Source organism: Neisseria dumasiana, assembly GCF_022870885.1.
GTDB lineage: Bacteria > Pseudomonadota > Gammaproteobacteria > Burkholderiales > Neisseriaceae > Neisseria > Neisseria dumasiana.
Genome location: NZ_CP091509.1, coordinates 198,002 through 213,732 on the forward strand (window position 1 = coordinate 198,002; position 15,731 = coordinate 213,732).

Annotated in this window: 14 protein-coding genes; 1 reads left to right on the forward strand and 13 read right to left on the reverse strand. The window is 52.8% G+C overall.

Annotation, left to right across the window (positions count from 1 at the left end; all coding sequences use genetic code 11):
• Window positions 1–176: 176 nt before the first annotated feature.
• Window positions 177–1,139 (forward strand): L-lactate dehydrogenase, encoded by a 963-nt coding sequence (locus tag LVJ88_RS00870; protein WP_054600067.1) that lies wholly within the window; start codon window positions 177–179, stop codon window positions 1,137–1,139.
• 97 nt (window positions 1,140–1,236) lie between these two features.
• On the opposite strand, the gene LVJ88_RS00875 is transcribed toward LVJ88_RS00870, so the two are convergent.
• The 13 genes from LVJ88_RS00875 to frr form a co-directional block, all read right to left on the reverse strand.
• The gene (locus LVJ88_RS00875; RefSeq protein WP_085356668.1) at window positions 1,237–2,655 is read right to left on the reverse strand and encodes an alanine/glycine:cation symporter family protein; all 1,419 of its coding nucleotides are present in this window, start codon (window positions 2,653–2,655) and stop codon (window positions 1,237–1,239) included.
• Between the two features lie 292 nt (window positions 2,656–2,947).
• The gene (gene lpxB, locus LVJ88_RS00880) at window positions 2,948–4,126 is read right to left on the reverse strand and encodes a lipid-A-disaccharide synthase (protein ID WP_085418055.1); all 1,179 of its coding nucleotides are present in this window, start codon (window positions 4,124–4,126) and stop codon (window positions 2,948–2,950) included.
• A gap of 307 nt (window positions 4,127–4,433) precedes the next feature.
• A complete protein-coding gene (gene lpxA / locus LVJ88_RS00885) occupies window positions 4,434–5,210 on the reverse strand; it encodes an acyl-ACP--UDP-N-acetylglucosamine O-acyltransferase (protein WP_085418054.1) in 777 nt (258 codons plus the stop codon).
• A 70-nt stretch (window positions 5,211–5,280) separates the two neighbouring features.
• Entirely contained in the window at window positions 5,281–5,736 is a 456-nt protein-coding gene (gene fabZ / locus LVJ88_RS00890; RefSeq protein WP_054600063.1) for a 3-hydroxyacyl-ACP dehydratase FabZ, read from the reverse strand.
• A 2-nt stretch (window positions 5,737–5,738) separates the two neighbouring features.
• The gene (gene lpxD, locus LVJ88_RS00895) at window positions 5,739–6,794 is read right to left on the reverse strand and encodes a UDP-3-O-(3-hydroxymyristoyl)glucosamine N-acyltransferase (RefSeq protein ID WP_085356671.1); all 1,056 of its coding nucleotides are present in this window, start codon (window positions 6,792–6,794) and stop codon (window positions 5,739–5,741) included.
• Window positions 6,795–6,886: 92 nt separating this feature from the next.
• Entirely contained in the window at window positions 6,887–7,396 is a 510-nt protein-coding gene (locus tag LVJ88_RS00900; RefSeq protein ID WP_085418053.1) for an OmpH/Skp family outer membrane protein, read from the reverse strand.
• 36 nt (window positions 7,397–7,432) lie between these two features.
• A complete protein-coding gene (gene bamA / locus LVJ88_RS00905) occupies window positions 7,433–9,832 on the reverse strand; it encodes an outer membrane protein assembly factor BamA (RefSeq protein WP_085418052.1) in 2,400 nt (799 codons plus the stop codon).
• A 5-nt stretch (window positions 9,833–9,837) separates the two neighbouring features.
• A complete protein-coding gene (gene rseP, locus LVJ88_RS00910; RefSeq protein WP_085418061.1) occupies window positions 9,838–11,178 on the reverse strand; it encodes an RIP metalloprotease RseP in 1,341 nt (446 codons plus the stop codon).
• Window positions 11,179–11,402: 224 nt separating this feature from the next.
• A complete protein-coding gene (ispC, locus tag LVJ88_RS00915; RefSeq protein ID WP_085418051.1) occupies window positions 11,403–12,593 on the reverse strand; it encodes a 1-deoxy-D-xylulose-5-phosphate reductoisomerase in 1,191 nt (396 codons plus the stop codon).
• A gap of 73 nt (window positions 12,594–12,666) precedes the next feature.
• The gene (locus LVJ88_RS00920) at window positions 12,667–13,425 is read right to left on the reverse strand and encodes an SIMPL domain-containing protein (RefSeq protein WP_054600058.1); all 759 of its coding nucleotides are present in this window, start codon (window positions 13,423–13,425) and stop codon (window positions 12,667–12,669) included.
• Window positions 13,426–13,472: 47 nt separating this feature from the next.
• Window positions 13,473–14,270 (reverse strand): phosphatidate cytidylyltransferase, encoded by a 798-nt coding sequence (locus tag LVJ88_RS00925; protein WP_054600057.1) that lies wholly within the window; start codon window positions 14,268–14,270, stop codon window positions 13,473–13,475.
• A gap of 3 nt (window positions 14,271–14,273) precedes the next feature.
• Entirely contained in the window at window positions 14,274–15,023 is a 750-nt protein-coding gene (locus LVJ88_RS00930) for an undecaprenyl pyrophosphate synthase (RefSeq protein WP_085418050.1), read from the reverse strand.
• A 142-nt stretch (window positions 15,024–15,165) separates the two neighbouring features.
• Complete coding sequence (frr, locus tag LVJ88_RS00935; protein ID WP_054600055.1) at window positions 15,166–15,723, reverse strand: ribosome recycling factor; 558 nt, start codon at window positions 15,721–15,723, stop codon at window positions 15,166–15,168.
• Window positions 15,724–15,731 lie beyond the last annotated feature (8 nt).

The following is a 15,731-nucleotide window of genomic DNA, read 5'->3' on the forward strand; positions in this document are numbered from 1 at the left end:
CGCCTTAGCGTTGCCGCCCGTTGGTGAGCAGGCGGTTTTCACGGTAGGGGCGGGATGTTGGAATTGATCCGTACACGTTATTTTTTCAATGTTTAATCTTTCCAACGATTCAACGGGTGGGTGGTTTTATTTATAATTGAGAGTCATTCACAACAAACAATACAGGAAAGAGCAAAATGACAAAAAAAGTAGGTAACAAAGTTGCCATTATCGGCACGGGTGCAGTCGGCATCAGTTATGCGTATTCCATGCTCAATCAAGGGCATTGCGACGATATGGTGTTGATTGACCTCAACCGCAAACGTGCGGAAGGCGAAGCACGCGATTTGCGCCACGGTGTGCCTTACGCCGTTACGCCTACGCGGATTTTTGTAGGCGATTATGCCGATTGTTCGGATGCCGATATCGTGTGTATCTGTGCCGGTTTGCCGCAGCGTCCCGGCGAAACGCGGCTCGATTTGATTGATAACAACCTCAAAATTTTCCACAGCATCGTTACTTCGGTAATGGCTTCGGGCTTCGAAGGTATTTTTCTGGTGGCCACCAACCCTGTGGACGTATTGTCGTATGCAACATGGAAGTTTTCCGGCCTGCCTAAAGAACGGGTAATCGGTTCGGGAACCATACTCGATACCGCCCGCCTGCGCGTGTGTTTGGGCAACGAATTCAAGGTGGCTCCGGTCAGCATTGATGCCATGATGATCGGGGAGCACGGCGACAGCGTGATTGCGGCATGGAGTACCGCCAATATTGCCGGTATGCCGTTGAAAGAGATTTTGGAAAGCGAAGAAAACGGCAAAGAGCATATGGAAAAAATTTATGACTCCGTGCGCAATGCCGCTTACGACATCATAGATGCCAAAGGTTCGACCAGCTTGGCCATCGGCATGGGGTTGAGCCGTATTTCGAATGCGATTCTGCACAATCAGAATGTTGTGCTCACCATATCTACCCTGCTGGAAGGGGAGTTCGGTCAGGACGGCGTGTATATCGGCGTGCCGGCGGTGATTAACCGTCAGGGCGCGGTGCGGGTGATTAACAAGCCTTTGGATGAAAACGAATCGGCTTTATTCGCCGAATCGGCCGCATTGCTGAAAAGTTATCAGCTTAAAGTAGATGAGTTTTTAGCCAAAGTATAGTTTTCAGACGGCCTCAATCCCATAAAAAACCGCCTTAATGTGCCTGCAAGCGAATAGGCTGCGGCATACATTAAGGCGGTTTCAATCAGGCCAATCCTTACCAAATATCCGATTTAATGCGGCGTTTCAAAACCGGGTGTTCAGACAGTTTGAATATCGGCTCTTTGCCCATTTTCAGTTTGGCGGTGTAATCTTTCAGCAGCAGGAAGACCAGCGGGCTGAGTGCCAAAATAGCCAACAGGTTGATTAAAGCCATCGTGCCCATCGTTAAATCGGCCATATCCCAAACCAAAGGCACATGGTTTACCGCGCCGAAATACACCATGCCCAGCACGCACATGCGGAACACCGCCAACACCAACCAATGGTTGTTGATAAATTGAATGTTGGATTCGGCGTAGGCATAGTTGCCGATAACGGTAGAAAAAGCAAACAGAAACAGCACAACGGCCAGAAAATCCGCACCCCATGCGCCCACATGGCTCACAATTGCCGCTTGGGTAAGCTGCACGCCGGTCAGTTCGCCCGGCGTAACGTCAGACAGCAAAAGCAGGAAAGCGGTGCACGAACACACAATCAAGGTATCCACAAACACGCCCAGCATTTGAATCATGCCTTGGGAAACAGGATGTTTCACATCGGCCGCCGCCGCCGCATTCGGTGCGGAACCCTGTCCGGCCTCGTTGGAGTATAAACCGCGTTTGATACCGTTCATCATGGCGGCCGAAATCATCGAACCCAGCAGGCCGCCGCCGGCCGCTTCCACATTAAATGCAGAACCGAAAATCAAACCGAACACACGCGGGATTTCGGCAATATTGGTTATCATCACATACATGGCCAAGAGCAGATAAAGCGTAGCCATCACCGGCACAATGGCCTCGGCCACGCGCGATACCCTGCGGATGCCGCCGAAAATAATCGGTGCGGTTAAAATCACCAAAGCCACGCCCACGGCGTGTTTGTCCCAGCCCCATGCCACTTCGGTAGCAGCCACAATCGAGTTGGACTGCACCGCATTAAATACCAAGCCGAAACAGAAAATCAGGCTTACGGCAAACAGTATGCCCAGCCATTTCTGCCCCAATCCTTGCGTAATGTAGTAAGCGGGGCCGCCGCGGAATTGGCTGTTTTTATGGTCGCGCACTTTAAACAGTTGCGCCAACGAGGATTCGGCAAATGCCGAACTCATGCCGATTAATGCCGTAACCCACATCCAAAACACCGCGCCCGGGCCGCCCAAAGTAATGGCAATCGCCACGCCGGCAATATTGCCCACCCCCACGCGGCTGGCCAAGCCGGTCACAAACGCCTGAAACGGCGTGATGCCGTGAGGGTCTTCACCTGCTTTTCTGCCGCCCAGCATTTCTTTGATACTGCGGCCGAACAGCCTGAATTGAACAAAACCGGTGGCAAGCGTGAAAAACAGACCGGTGCCGAGTAACAGGAAAATCAAGCCCTCCCAAAGCGGGGAGCTGATTTTATTGATCAGTGCGTGAAATGTTTGTATATCCATGATGAGGTTTCCGACTTGATTGTATGGCTTGAATCGAACCGTATGCTTGGTTCGAGCCTGATTGAATACGGGCAATAAAGGCCGTCTGAAAGCAAAGCATTCTAATATAGATTGGGCGGAAACGAACAAGTTTTACCGGCGTGCACATTTTTAGGCGGGAAAATATTGTGCCGCGGGTGGATCATGCCGTTTTCCGATGCAGGCAACTTAATTTAATACAAGGCAGCAACACCGCAGTAAATTTAAGTTGATTAACGATAAACGATGAATATAACAGTTTGTTTGCCCGTGTTTATTTCGGCATCTGTATGCCTGCTTCCGCCAATACGGCTTGTGCCGCCAATGCGGCCGTATCCTTTTTCAACAGCAGGTGCAGTTCGTGAAAATCCCGTTTTAACGCGGCTACATCTTCAGGCGATTCATACCATTCGGCTACTGCTGCGGCCAGTTTTTCCGGTTCGGCATCATGTTGCAGCAGCTCCGGCACGGCACCCTTGCCCAGCAGGATATTGGGCAGGCCGACATGCGGCACGGTAATTTTGCGTTTTACATATGCATAAGTAAGCGGAGAAATTTTATAGCTGATCACCATCGGCCGCTTGCACAATGCCACTTCCAGCGTGGCCGTGCCGCTGGTTACCAACACGACATCGGCGGCCGTACAGGCCAAGTCGGCGTGTGCAGACATCAGCTGTATCGGCAAAGCCCTGAATTCGGGCCGGTCGAGAATCTGCAATAAGCGTTGACGGGTGGCAACGGTAGCTACAGGGAGCAGAAAGCGGGCACTGGGATAGCGTTGCAGCAGCAGCTTGGCGGTGCGGAAGAAAATCGGCGCCATGTAGTCGATTTCGCTGACGCGGCTGCCGGGCATCAGGCAGAACACGGTTTCCCAGCCTTCGATTTTCATTCTCCGGCGTGCGGCCTGCTGGTCGGCTTCCAAAGGCATGGTTTGCGCCATAGGATGCCCCACAAACTCGGCTTGTCCGCCGGCTTGGCGGTAAAGTTCCGGCTCCATCGGAAACAGGCACAACACGCGGTTGACCTGATGAATGATGGTATTGACCCGTTCGCGCCGCCAAGCCCATACGGAAGGGCTGACGTAATGCACGGTGGGAATGCCGGCTTTTTTGAGTTTTTCGGCCACGCCGAGGTTGAAGTCGGGTGCGTCTATGCCCACAAACACATCGGGGCGGATGTTTTTCATGTCGCGCACCAGCCCTTTGCGGATACTCAAAATTTCGGGCAGCCGTTTCACCACTTCGGCAAAGCCGCGCACAGCCAGTTTTTCTTGCTCGTACAGGCTTTCAAACCCACGGGCCAGCATACGCGGGCCGCCGATGCCGATAAAACGCGCCTGAGGGCAACGCTGTTTGATGGCATCCATCAAATGCGCGCCGAGCAGGTCGCCCGATGCTTCGCCTACGCACAGGGCGATGGTAACGGGGCGGTGGTGTTGGGTAGGTGGGTTCATGAAGCTGGATAGATGAAAGATGATTGGATAATGGCCGGTGTGCTGGTTATCTTACTCAATTTCCGTCGTTGTTTTGGTATTTTTGCCCGAGCGTTCCGGAATGATGACGAAAGACTATGGGTAACGGGATTTCACGGGCATGGCGTGGCGGAATGTTTATGGTTTTTATGATGCCGTCTGAAAATTTCAGACGGCATGCAGAGTTTTTTCTGTGTATATGTGCTGTGTTGTGTATCTTGAATACTGGATGCGGTTAGGCAAGCTCTGAGGCCGTCTGAAAACCGTATCGTGTTTTTCAGACGGCTGCTTAGCGGATAATCCCGCGCGTTGATGTTTCAAAGAAGCGCTTGAACACGGCCAGCTCGGGCGCGGTTTCGGCTTGTTTCAACACTTCGGCCTTCGCCTCTTCCAAACCCAAACCTTGGCGGTAAAGCGTTTTATAAACATTTTTCACGCGGCTGATTTGTTCGGGGGCGAATCCGTTGCGGCGCATGCCTTCGGTGTTGAGGCCGGCCGGTTCGGCGCGGTAGCCTGCGGCCATCACATACGGCGGCACGTCTTTATGTACGCCGGCGGCAAACGCGGTCATGGCGTAATCGCCGATTTGGCAGAATTGGAAAACCAGCGTGTAGCCGCCGAGAACCACATAGTCGCCGATGGTAACATGCCCCGCTAAAGAAGCGTTGTTGGCAAAAATGGTGTGGTTGCCGACCACGCAGTCGTGCGCGAGGTGTACATAAGCCATAATCCAGTTGTCGTCGCCGATGCGGGTTTCGCCGATGCCGGTTACGGTGCCGGTGTTGAAGGTGGTAAATTCGCGGATGGTGTTGCCGTTGCCGATAATCAGGCGGGTTGGCTCGTCGCGGTATTTTTTATCTTGGGGTTGCGCACCGAGACTGGCAAATTGGAAAATTTTGTTGTGTTCGCCGATGGTGGTGTGGCCGTCGATAACCGCATGGGGGCCGATTTCGGTGTGGGCGCCGATTTGCACGTTCGCACCGATAACGGTGTAAGGGCCGACTTTTACGCTGCTGTCGAGTTCGGCTTTAGGGTCGATAACGGCGGTCGGGTGGATTAAGCTCATAGGAGGCTTCCCTTCTGTGAAAGGCCGTCTGAAATACCTGCACGGTGTTTTCAGACGGCCTTTTAAATATTTATAGTTCTACCGTGCGTTTGGCGCACATGATTTCTGCTTCTACGGCAATCTGACCTTCTACTTTGGCTACGGCTTTGAATTTGCCGATACCGCGTTTGTTGGCCATCAGCTCCACTTCGAAAACGAGTTGGTCGCCCGGAATCACTTGGCGTTTGAAACGGGCGTTGTCGATGCCGGCGAAGAAATAGATTTCTTCGGGATTGCGACCGCCTTCGCTCAAAATGGCCAATGTGCCGCAAGCCTGTGCCAGCGCTTCGATAATCAGCACACCCGGCATCACGGGAAAATCGGGGAAATGGCCTTGGAAATGCGGTTCGTTCATACTCACGTTTTTAATGGCCGTGAGGCTTTTCATGGATTCGAAGGCCGTGATGCGGTCGAGCAGCAAAAACGGATAGCGGTGGGGAATCAGCTTCTGGATGTCTTTAGCTTCAATCGGGAGGGTAATATCCATGATTATTCCTTATTATTTTCAGCGGATTGGAAAGTTTCAAGCGCTTGTTCGAGCTGCTTGATGCGTTTGTTCATTTCACTCAGATGGCGGATATGCACGGCATTGCGCGCCCATTCTTTGTGGGTTTGCATCGGATAAGGGCCGGCAATGTGCTGCCCGCTCTCTTTTATGCTGTGGGTAATGCTGCTGCCGCCGCCGATGGTGGTTTTGTCGGCGATTTCGATATGGCCGACCGTGCCGACGCCGCCGCCGATCACGCAATAATTGCCGATGGTAACGCTGCCGGAAATGCCGGTTTTGGCGGCAATCACGGTGTGCGAGCCGATTTTGCAGTTGTGGCCGATTTGAACCTGATTGTCGATTTTGGTGCCGTTGCCGACCACGGTATCGCTCATCGCACCGCGGTCGATATTGCTGTTGGAGCCGATTTCCACATCGTCGCCCAGCGTTACGCCGCCGGTTTGCGGTATTTTAAACCACGAATCGCCCGCAAACGCCAAGCCGAAACCGTCGGCACCGATCACGCTGCCGCTGTGGATTTCCACGCGGTCGCCCAATGTGCAGCCGTAATAAATCACGGCATTGGGGTGGATAACCGTTTCTTTACCGATTCTGCAATCGTGCTGAACGACCGCGCCGGCCAAGATGCGGCATCCTTCGCCCAAAACGGTGTTGCCGCCGATATAGGCATGTGCGCCGATTTCGCAGCTTGCGGGAACGGTTGCGGTCGGCTCCACAACGGCTGTCGGATGAATGCCTGCAACAGCCTTGGCTACGGGTGAAAACAGGCGGGCTACTTTGGCAAAGTACAGGTAAGGATCTTGTGCCACAATCAAATTGCGGCCGGGAAATTCGTCTGCCGCTTTCGGGCCGACAATCACGGCACCGGCGGCACTTTCGGCAACGTCGGCTTTATATTTGGGATTGGCCAAAAAGCTGATGTGGTCGGCGGTTGCATCTGCCAAAGGCTGTACCGCGGCAATGCTGATGTCTTCGCCGCGCCATTCTCCGCCTAATTCGGCCACAATTTGCGATAAAGTGTAGAAAGCTGGTGTCATGTTGTTAGGCCGTCTGAAAAAACAGCTGCCTGTTGTGGCAAACCTTAACTGCACATGGGCGGCACGGCTTGCCTGCACACAGGCATCTGCGTTTAGCGCGCATTCAAGGCTTTGATCACGCTGTCGGTAATATCGTATTTGCTGTTAACGTAAATCACGTCTTGCAGAATCAGGTCGTAACCTTCTTTTTTCGCCAAATCGACAATCACGCGGTTGGCATTTTGCTGAAGGGCGGCAAACTCTTCGTTGCGGCGCAGGTTGTATTCTTCGGCAAGCTGTGCCTGCTGAAGACGGAATTTCTGCACCAGTTCGCCCAGTTCGCGCACCGCATCTTCATGCGCACTTTGGGAAAGTTTGCCGGAAGCCAGTTTTTTTTCGACCGCTTCGCCTTCTTTGCGGATTTTATCCAAAGCTTTTTGCCGGCTGTCGAATTCTTTTTCCAGCGTTTTCTGAATACGTTGCGCCTGCTTGGATTCCTGATAAACACGTTCGGTGTTGATGAATCCGAGTTTCTGCACGCCTTCGGCAACTGCGTTGCCCATCAGGCTCAAGCCCAATGCGGCAACGGCGAGTTTGCCCATCAAATGCGATGTTTTGCTCATAACTTTCCTCAATTGGCTCTTATCCCGGTTTCCGAATTAGAAAGTGGTACCCAATTGGAATTGGAAACGCTGGATTTCATCGCCCTGTTTTTTCTTAAGCGGATAAGCATAGCTGAACTTCATAGGGCCGAGCGGCGACAACCAAGTAACGGCGGCACCGGCAGAATAGCGCAGCTCTTCTTTAAAGGTGGATTTGTGTACGGCGTCTTTACCGTAAACGTTTTGGGCCGCACCTGTGGTGTGGAAAGGATCGCTGCTGCTGTTGTTGTAGGTTTTGCCGTCCCATACGCTGCCGGCATCTGCAAACATGCTCAAACGCACGGTGCGCGAGTCTTTAATACCCGGCATCGGGAACAGCAATTCGGCACTTACGTTGGCTTTTTTGTTACCGCCGTAGCTGATCACTTCGCCGTAACGGTCGTAAACTTTCGGCCCTAAAGTACCGCTCTCGAATCCGCGTACCGAACCTAAGCCGCCGCCGTAGAAGTTTTCAAAGAACGGCATATTTTTGGTTTTGCCGTAGCCGTTGCCGTAGCCTACTTCGCCGCCCAACATCAGAGTCAGCTGTTTGCTCAACGGGAAGAACCACGTTTGGTTGTGGGTCAGCGTATAGTATTTCAATTTGCTGCCCGGCAGGCCGATTTCGCCGTTTACATTGGTCAGGTAGCCGCGGGTCGGCCACAGGGCGTTATCGGTTTTGTTGCGTCCCCAGCCGATATTGCCTTTATATACCCAACCTTTGAACTTGCCGATGCCGTCGGTACCTTTGCCGTGCTCGTCGATAAACTCGCGATAGCGTTTGGGCGCGCCCTCGTAGGTGTTTACGGTTAAATGTTCCGCACCCAAGCCGAAGTTCACGCGGTCGTATTCGGTAACCGGCACGCCCATACGCAGCCCGGTGCCGAGTGTGGTGGTTTTGTATTGGTGGGTGCTGGAAGAAGATTTACGCGGGTCGTACACTTTGCCGTAGATATCGTAGCCCAAGCTCACGCCGTCGGGTGTGAAATACGGCTCGGTAAACGATAAAGAGGCATTCTGGGTGGTTTTGCTGCGCGATATACGGGCAGAAACCGATTTGCCGGTGCCGAACAGGTTGTCTTGCGCCACGCCGGCCGACATAACCAAACCGGTATCCTGCACCCAGCCTGCGCTCAAGTCGAGCGAGCCGGTGGAGCGTTCTTTGAGCGACATATCCAAATCAACTTGGTCGGGCGTACCTTCTACGGGTTTGGCATCAAATTTGACATCGTCGAAGTAACCTAACAACTCAACGCGCTCTTTAGAGCGTTGCAGCTTGGAAACATCGTAAGGCGCGGCTTCCATTTGGCGCAATTCGCGGCGGATCACTTCGTCGCGGGTTTTGTTGTTGCCCGAAATATTGATTTCGTTGACATAAACTTTACGACCGGGTTCTACATTCAGCACAAAATCGACAATGCCGGTTTCGGTATTGGGAACGGGTTGGACATTGATCTCGCTGAAAGCGTAACCGGCACTGCCCATGGCCGTTTGCATCGCTTGCAGGCTGTCGACCATTTTTTGGCGTTCGTACAGACGGCCTTCTTTCATTTTCAGCATTTTGTACAAATCTTCTTTGGCCACTTCACGGGTGTCGCCTTCAATTTGTACTTTGCCCCAGCGGTAGCGCGGGCCTTCGTGTACTTTTACGGTGATGGTTTGTTTGGTTTTGTCTTCGTTGGTGTCAATCTGCGTATCTAAAATACGGGCTTCGAAGTAACCGTTGTTTTGGTAAAACTCGGTTACGCGCTCCATATCTTGGGCAAATTTTTCTTCGTTGAACTGATTGCTTTTGGTCAGCCAGCTGAAAAGGGTTTTTTCGCTGAGCGACATTTGTTTGCGCAGTTTGCGGTCTGAATATTTTTCGTTGCCTTCAAACTCGATATCGACGATTTTGGTGCTTTTGCCTTCTTCGATTTTCACGTCGATGGCCACGCGGTTGCGTGCGAGTTTGGAAACGGTGGGTGTGATTTGTACCGATTGTTTGCCGCGGTTGATGTATTCCTGTTTGAGGCCGGCAACGGCTTCGTTAAGCGTGGCTTGGTTGAAAGGTTGGGATTGCGCCAAGCCGAAAGCATCGAAATTTTTCTTGATGGCATCGTTGGGCAGCATTTTGGCACCGGTAACGTTCAGGCTGCTGATGGTAGGCCGCTCTACAACGGTGAGCAGAACCTGATTGCCCAGGGTTTCTACGCGCACGTCGTCGAAAAAGCCGGTGGCATAGAGATTTTTAATGATTTCTTCACTCTTGGCGTCGGTAAAAGTATCGCCGATTTTAACGGGCAGATAGTTGAAAACCGTGCTCGGTTCGGTACGTTGCAGGCCTTCTACACGGATATCCTGAATGGTGAAGTCGGCCAAGGCGAGGGGCGAGAGGCCGATTAACGTTAAGGTTGCAGCAATCTGTTTCAATTTCATAACATTTATCCAAACAAACGGGTTATATCGTTAAAGAAAGCCACCATCATCATCATCATCATGACGGCAAGGCCGAAGCGCAAGCCGATGGCCTGTATGCGCTCGCTCAGCGGTTTTCCGCGTATCCATTCGGCGGCATAATACACCAAATGCCCGCCGTCCAAAACAGGCACCGGTAATAAATTCATGATTCCTAAACTGATACTGACGAGTGCGAGAAATTCCAAATAACTCTGCAAACCGTGTTCGGCGGTTTTGCCCGCCACATCGGCAATCGTTACGGGGCCGGAAATATGCTTTAACGATGCTTGGCCGGTAATCAGTTTGCCGAAAAACTGCACGGTCATGGTGGAGTATTTGACGGTTCGTTCCCAACCCATTTGGAAAGCTTCTGCCAAGCCGGGTTGGTATTCACGGGTGATTTTTTCCATCCATGCTTTGTCGCTTTGCGGTGCCACGCCGGCTTTACCGACGAGTGTGCCGTCTGAAAGCTCTTCTGAGTTGGGGCGTAAATGGGTTTCGGCTGTTTGGCCTTCGCGGCGGTACTGTATGAGCAGGTTTTTACCGGGGCTTTGGCGGAATATTTCCGCCCATTCCGCCCAAGTGTGGATTTCGAGGCCTTCTGCGGCGATGAGGGTGTCGCCTGCTTTCAGTCCGGCCATTTCGGCAGGGCTGCCGGCAGCTACTTGGCTGAGTGTATTGGTGATTTTTACCGGCAGCAAACCGATGTGGCCTTGTTGTTTGATTACTTTTTCAGCTTCGGGCGTGCCGGCAATATTGATCGAGCGCACCGCATTGCTGCCGGTGGGGGTTTCTACGGCAACATCGACTTTGCCTGCTTCGAGATTCAATACGATTTCGTTGCGTGCGTCTGCCCAATCATCAACTGCCACACCGTTGACCGAAAGCATTTTGTCGCCCGGCACGAAGCCTGCGCGGGCGGCGATGCTGGCGGGTTCGACCGTGCCGACAAACGGGCGCAGTTCGGTCACGCCAAATGAAAAGCTGAGGCCGTACAGCAATACGGCCAGAATCAGATTGGTCAGTGGGCCGGCTGCCACGATGGCGATGCGTTTGGCAGGGTGCTGTTTGTCGAAAGCGTAGGGCAGGTCGGCTTCAGACACATTGCCTTCGCGGGTATCGACCATTTTCACATAGCCACCTAACGGGATAGGAGCCAAACACCATTCGGTGTCGCCGCGTTTTTTCTTTAGAAACGGTTTGCCGAAGCCTACGGAAAAGCGCACGACTTTCACGCCGCACAAGCGTGCGACGATATAGTGGCCGAATTCGTGAAGGCTGACCAAAATCAGAATGGCTACGATAAAAGCCAAGATGGTGTTCAACATGATTCCCCAAAATATTGCTGTATGTTTTTTTCAGACGGCCTGTGTGCTTTGAGGCCGTCTGAAAAATGTTTCATTGTATAAGAAGAAGCGGCGGATATAACAAGCGGGTTTGCACAATGATTACAGAACTTTATAAAACCGTTAGGCCGGTAAAATGCCTATTGGTTTCAGACGGCCTGTAAATTATCGGCACATTTTCAAGTGCGGTTGCCGCCGCGGGTTTATTTTATAGCCAATGTGCTGATGCCTTTTTGCGCTTGAATGCGGGTTTGCGCATCTTGTGCGAGCAGGCTGTCGATATCGCCGATGCCGTCTGAAAAGCCTTGTTCCAAGCAGTGCGCAACGATGCGGGCGATGTCGGTAAAACGGATTTTTCCGGCAAGAAAAGCGGCAACGGCTTCTTCGTTGGCGGCATTAAGCACGCACGGTGCGCTGCCTCCCGCGCGCATGGCTTCGTAAGCGAGCTTCAAACACGGAAAGCGTTTGAAATCGGGTTCGCGGAAGGTGAGGGCGGACAGCGTGCCGAAGTTTAATGCGCTCACGCCCGATTCGATACGTTCGGGCAGCCCCAAGCAATAGGCAATCGGCGTGCGCATGTCGGGAGTACCCATTTGTGCCAACACCGAGCCGTCGCGGTAGCGCACCATGCTGTGAATCACGCTTTGCGGATGGATGACGGCTTCGAGCTTGTCGGGCGGGCAGTTAAACAGCCAATGCGCTTCAATCAGCTCCAAGCCTTTGTTCATCATGGTGGCGGAATCAACGGAGATTTTCTGCCCCATCGACCAATTCGGATGTTTGACCGCCTGTGCGGGGGTGATGTGGTCGAAGGCGGCCAAATCGGTATCGAGAAACGGCCCGCCGGAGGCGGTTAGTATGATGGATTCGATGCCGTGCGCATTCAGACGGCCTGAATAATCGTGCGGCAATACTTGGTAAATGGCGTTGTGTTCGCTGTCCACCGGCAGGATTTGGGCACCGTTGGCTCGCGCGGTTTCCATAAACAGGGCGCCGGAAACCACCAGCGTTTCTTTGTTGGCCAAATAAATGGTTTTGCCTTTGCGGGCGGCAGCCAGCGCGGAGGGCAGACCGGCCGCGCCGACAATCGCCGCCATCACGCCGGTTACTTCGTCGGCGGCGGCAATGTCGATAAGCGCTTGTGCGCCGTATAACACTTCGGTGTTGCAGTCGGCCGGTTCTAAAAGCTGCTCCAATGCGGCGGCGTGTTCGGCATCGGCCACAACGGCAAATTCGGGCTTGAAACGCTCGCATTGTGCGGCGAGCTTCTGAACCTGTTTGTGTCCGGCCAGTGCGAAAATGCGGAATTTTTCAGGATGGCGCGATACGACATCGAGCGTGCTTTCGCCTATGCTGCCGGTGCTGCCGAGTATGGTTAAAACGTGTTGTGTCATGATGGTTCTTTATGTGAGGCCGTCTGAAAACGGTTTGAGCGGGTTTGCAGACGCCTCGGTTTTGCTTAATCGCTTAATCTATGTTGTATTCAATCGTGACCACCAATCGAACCTGTTTACCGATGGTGGATTTGTCGTAGGTACCGCCGTAGTCTTCTTCTTCAGCACCTTTGCCGCTGTCGGCATAAATATTAAACGAACCCTGCGAGGCGGAACGCATTTTGCCTACTTGGCCGCCGCCGGTTTTGGCAAATTCCTGAGCGCGTTTGTGGGCATCGTCGGTGGCTTGGTTAATCAGTTCGCGTTTGATGGTTTCCAAATTGCCGAGCAGGTATTGCGGATCGGAAAAGTCGATCAGTTCGTTTTGGGCGCGCAGATTCAGAATGGCTTTATGGGCTTTTTGAATGTTACCCAGTTTATCGGTGCGCACGGTAATGGTTTGCGTGCCGTCGTAACCGTTGGGAACGCGGCGTTCGTTGCGGTGTTCGTCGTATTCGGTGATGTAGGCACGGGTGATTTCGGGCGTGCCGGTTTGGATTTCGTTTTCGGCAAAGCCTTGTTCGAGTAAAAACTTTTTCAATTTGGGGCGTTGTTTTTTCAGCGCGTCCAACACTTCTTGATAGGTGTCGGCATGAAGGCTCACCGAGGTATTCCATTGTGCATGGTCGGATTGGAAATTTTTTTCGGCCAAGCCTTTCACGGTGATGGTGCCGGGCTGGCGGAAGTTTTTAAACTGCGTGCCGAGTATAAAGGCCGCCGCAATCAAGCCTGCGGCCAGCAGCCCGCCCAAAACACCCAAGCCTTTCGATAGGGATAAGTTTTTTTCCGACATGGTTTCGTGCTCCTGTTGTTAAGGCCGTCTGAAAAATACAAAGTGTGTCAGCCGAACACAACCATCATGGCCGTGTAAACACTGATCACTGCAATCAGGCTGTCGGTGCGGTCGAATACGCCGCCGTGCCCCGGCAGCAGGTTGCTGCTGTCTTTGAAGCCGGCGGAGCGTTTGAACCAGCTTTCGAGCAAGTCGCCGCCGATGCTGACTGCCGTGAGTATCCAGCCTACCAACACCGCGCCGAACCATGAAACATCAAAAGCCAGCCATCCCGCATTCCACACCGAAACCATATACACGGCAACGAACAGCGCACCGCCGATTGCGCCTTCCCAGCTTTTGCCGGGGCTGATAGACGGGGCGAGTTTGCGTTTTCCGAATGCTTTACCGCAAAAATAGGCGAAAATGTCTGCTATCCACACCAAACCCATAACGGCGAGCAGCGAAAGTGCGGCATCGGTATTCGGGCGCAGGCTGTTCAGGGCAAACCAAAAAGGCAGAACGATGATCAGGCCGGTGGCATAGGCTTTCCAGTCTGCCTTCAACTGCCATTTTTTATACAGCCACAAAGGCATGACCAGCAACCAAAATGCCAGCACCAACAGCCATGAAAAAACGGGCAGCGTCCACCCGCCAGCATAAGCGGTAAGGCCGAAAAAAGCCGTGGCAGCCAAAAAATGATGGTTTTGGGCTTTTTCCATGCCGCTTAAGCGGGCGTACTCCCACAAAACCAGCAGGGCGATCAGGCCGGTAAAAAATGCCCATAGGCCGTCTGAAGCCCAAAACAGCATGCCCAACATCAGGGGCAGCAGAATCAAAGCGGTAATGACGCGTTGTTTTAACATGGGTTATTCGCTCCGTTGCTGTTCAGGCGGAAGCTGTTCGGATGTGCGGCCGAAACGCCTTTCACGTTTTTGAAACGACTGCACGGCCGCATCCAGCGCGGCACTGTCGAAATCCGGCCACAGGGTATCGGTGAAATAAAGTTCGGTATAAGCCAGCTGCCACAGCAGAAAGTTGCTGATGCGGGTTTCTCCGCCGGTGCGGATAAACAAATCCGGCTCGGGAGCATCGGGCAGCATCAGGTGTCGGGCAAGCATGTCTTCGGTAATTTCGGTAACGCCTTCTCGAATCAGGCGGTTGGCCGCTTGGAGAATATCCCAGCGGCCGCCGTAGTCGGCCGCGATGGTAATCGTAAGCCCCGTATTGGCGGCGGTAAGCCGTTCTGCCTGTTCAATACCGGTGCGGATGTCTTCGCTGAAACGGCTGCGGTTGCCGATTACCTTTACCCGCATATTGTTTTCGTGCAGGTGTTGTACTTGCTTTTGCAGCGCCTGTAAAAACAAACCCATCAGAAAAGAAACTTCGTCTTCGGGGCGGCGCCAGTTTTCGGTTGAAAAAGCGAACACCGTTAAATACTGCACACCCAGTTCGGCACAGCGTTTCACCATGTTTTCCAAAGCATCCAAACCGCGCTTGTGCCCCATCACGCGGGGCAGGAAACGCTTTTTCGCCCAGCGGCCGTTGCCGTCCATAATCACGGCGATATGGCGCGGTATCTGAGTGTGTTCCAAAATGGTTTGCGTGCTGCTGCTCATCTGTTTGCCTTATGAAATAACGATAAATAAGGGTGTGTGGCGGACATGATTAACGGTTGTCCCAAGATGACGGGGAAGCGTTGGAAGCCGTCTGAAAAGGTTTCAGACGGCCTTTTCTGATTATGATTATAGGTTATAAAACTTAAATCGCCATCAAATCTTCTTCTTTGGTGGCAAGCATTTTATCGACTTCGCCGATGTATTTGTCGGTGAGTTTTTGGATTTGGTCTTCGCCGCGGCGGGCATCGTCTTCAGAAATTTCTTTGTCTTTCAACAAGCGTTTGAAATCGTTGTTGGCATCGCGGCGTACGTTGCGGATGGCAACGCGGCCTTCTTCGGCTTCGCCGCGCACGACTTTGATCAAGTCTTTGCGGCGCTCTTCGGTGAGCATCGGCATCGGCACGCGGATCACGTCGCCCATCGCGGCGGGGTTCAAGCCCAAATTCGATTCGCGGATGGCTTTTTCTACCGCCGCAGCCATATTGCTTTCATATACTTTCACGCCGATGGTACGGGCATCGAGCAAGGTGATGTTGGCTACTTGGCTCACTGATACGGGGCTGCCGTAATATTCCACTTCCACTTGATCCAGCAAACCGGTGTGGGCGCGGCCGGTGCGTACTTTGGCCAGGTTTTCACGCAATACTTCCAAAGAGCGCTGCATTTTGCTTTCGGCAGTTTTTTGAATGTCGTTAATCATTTGTACTC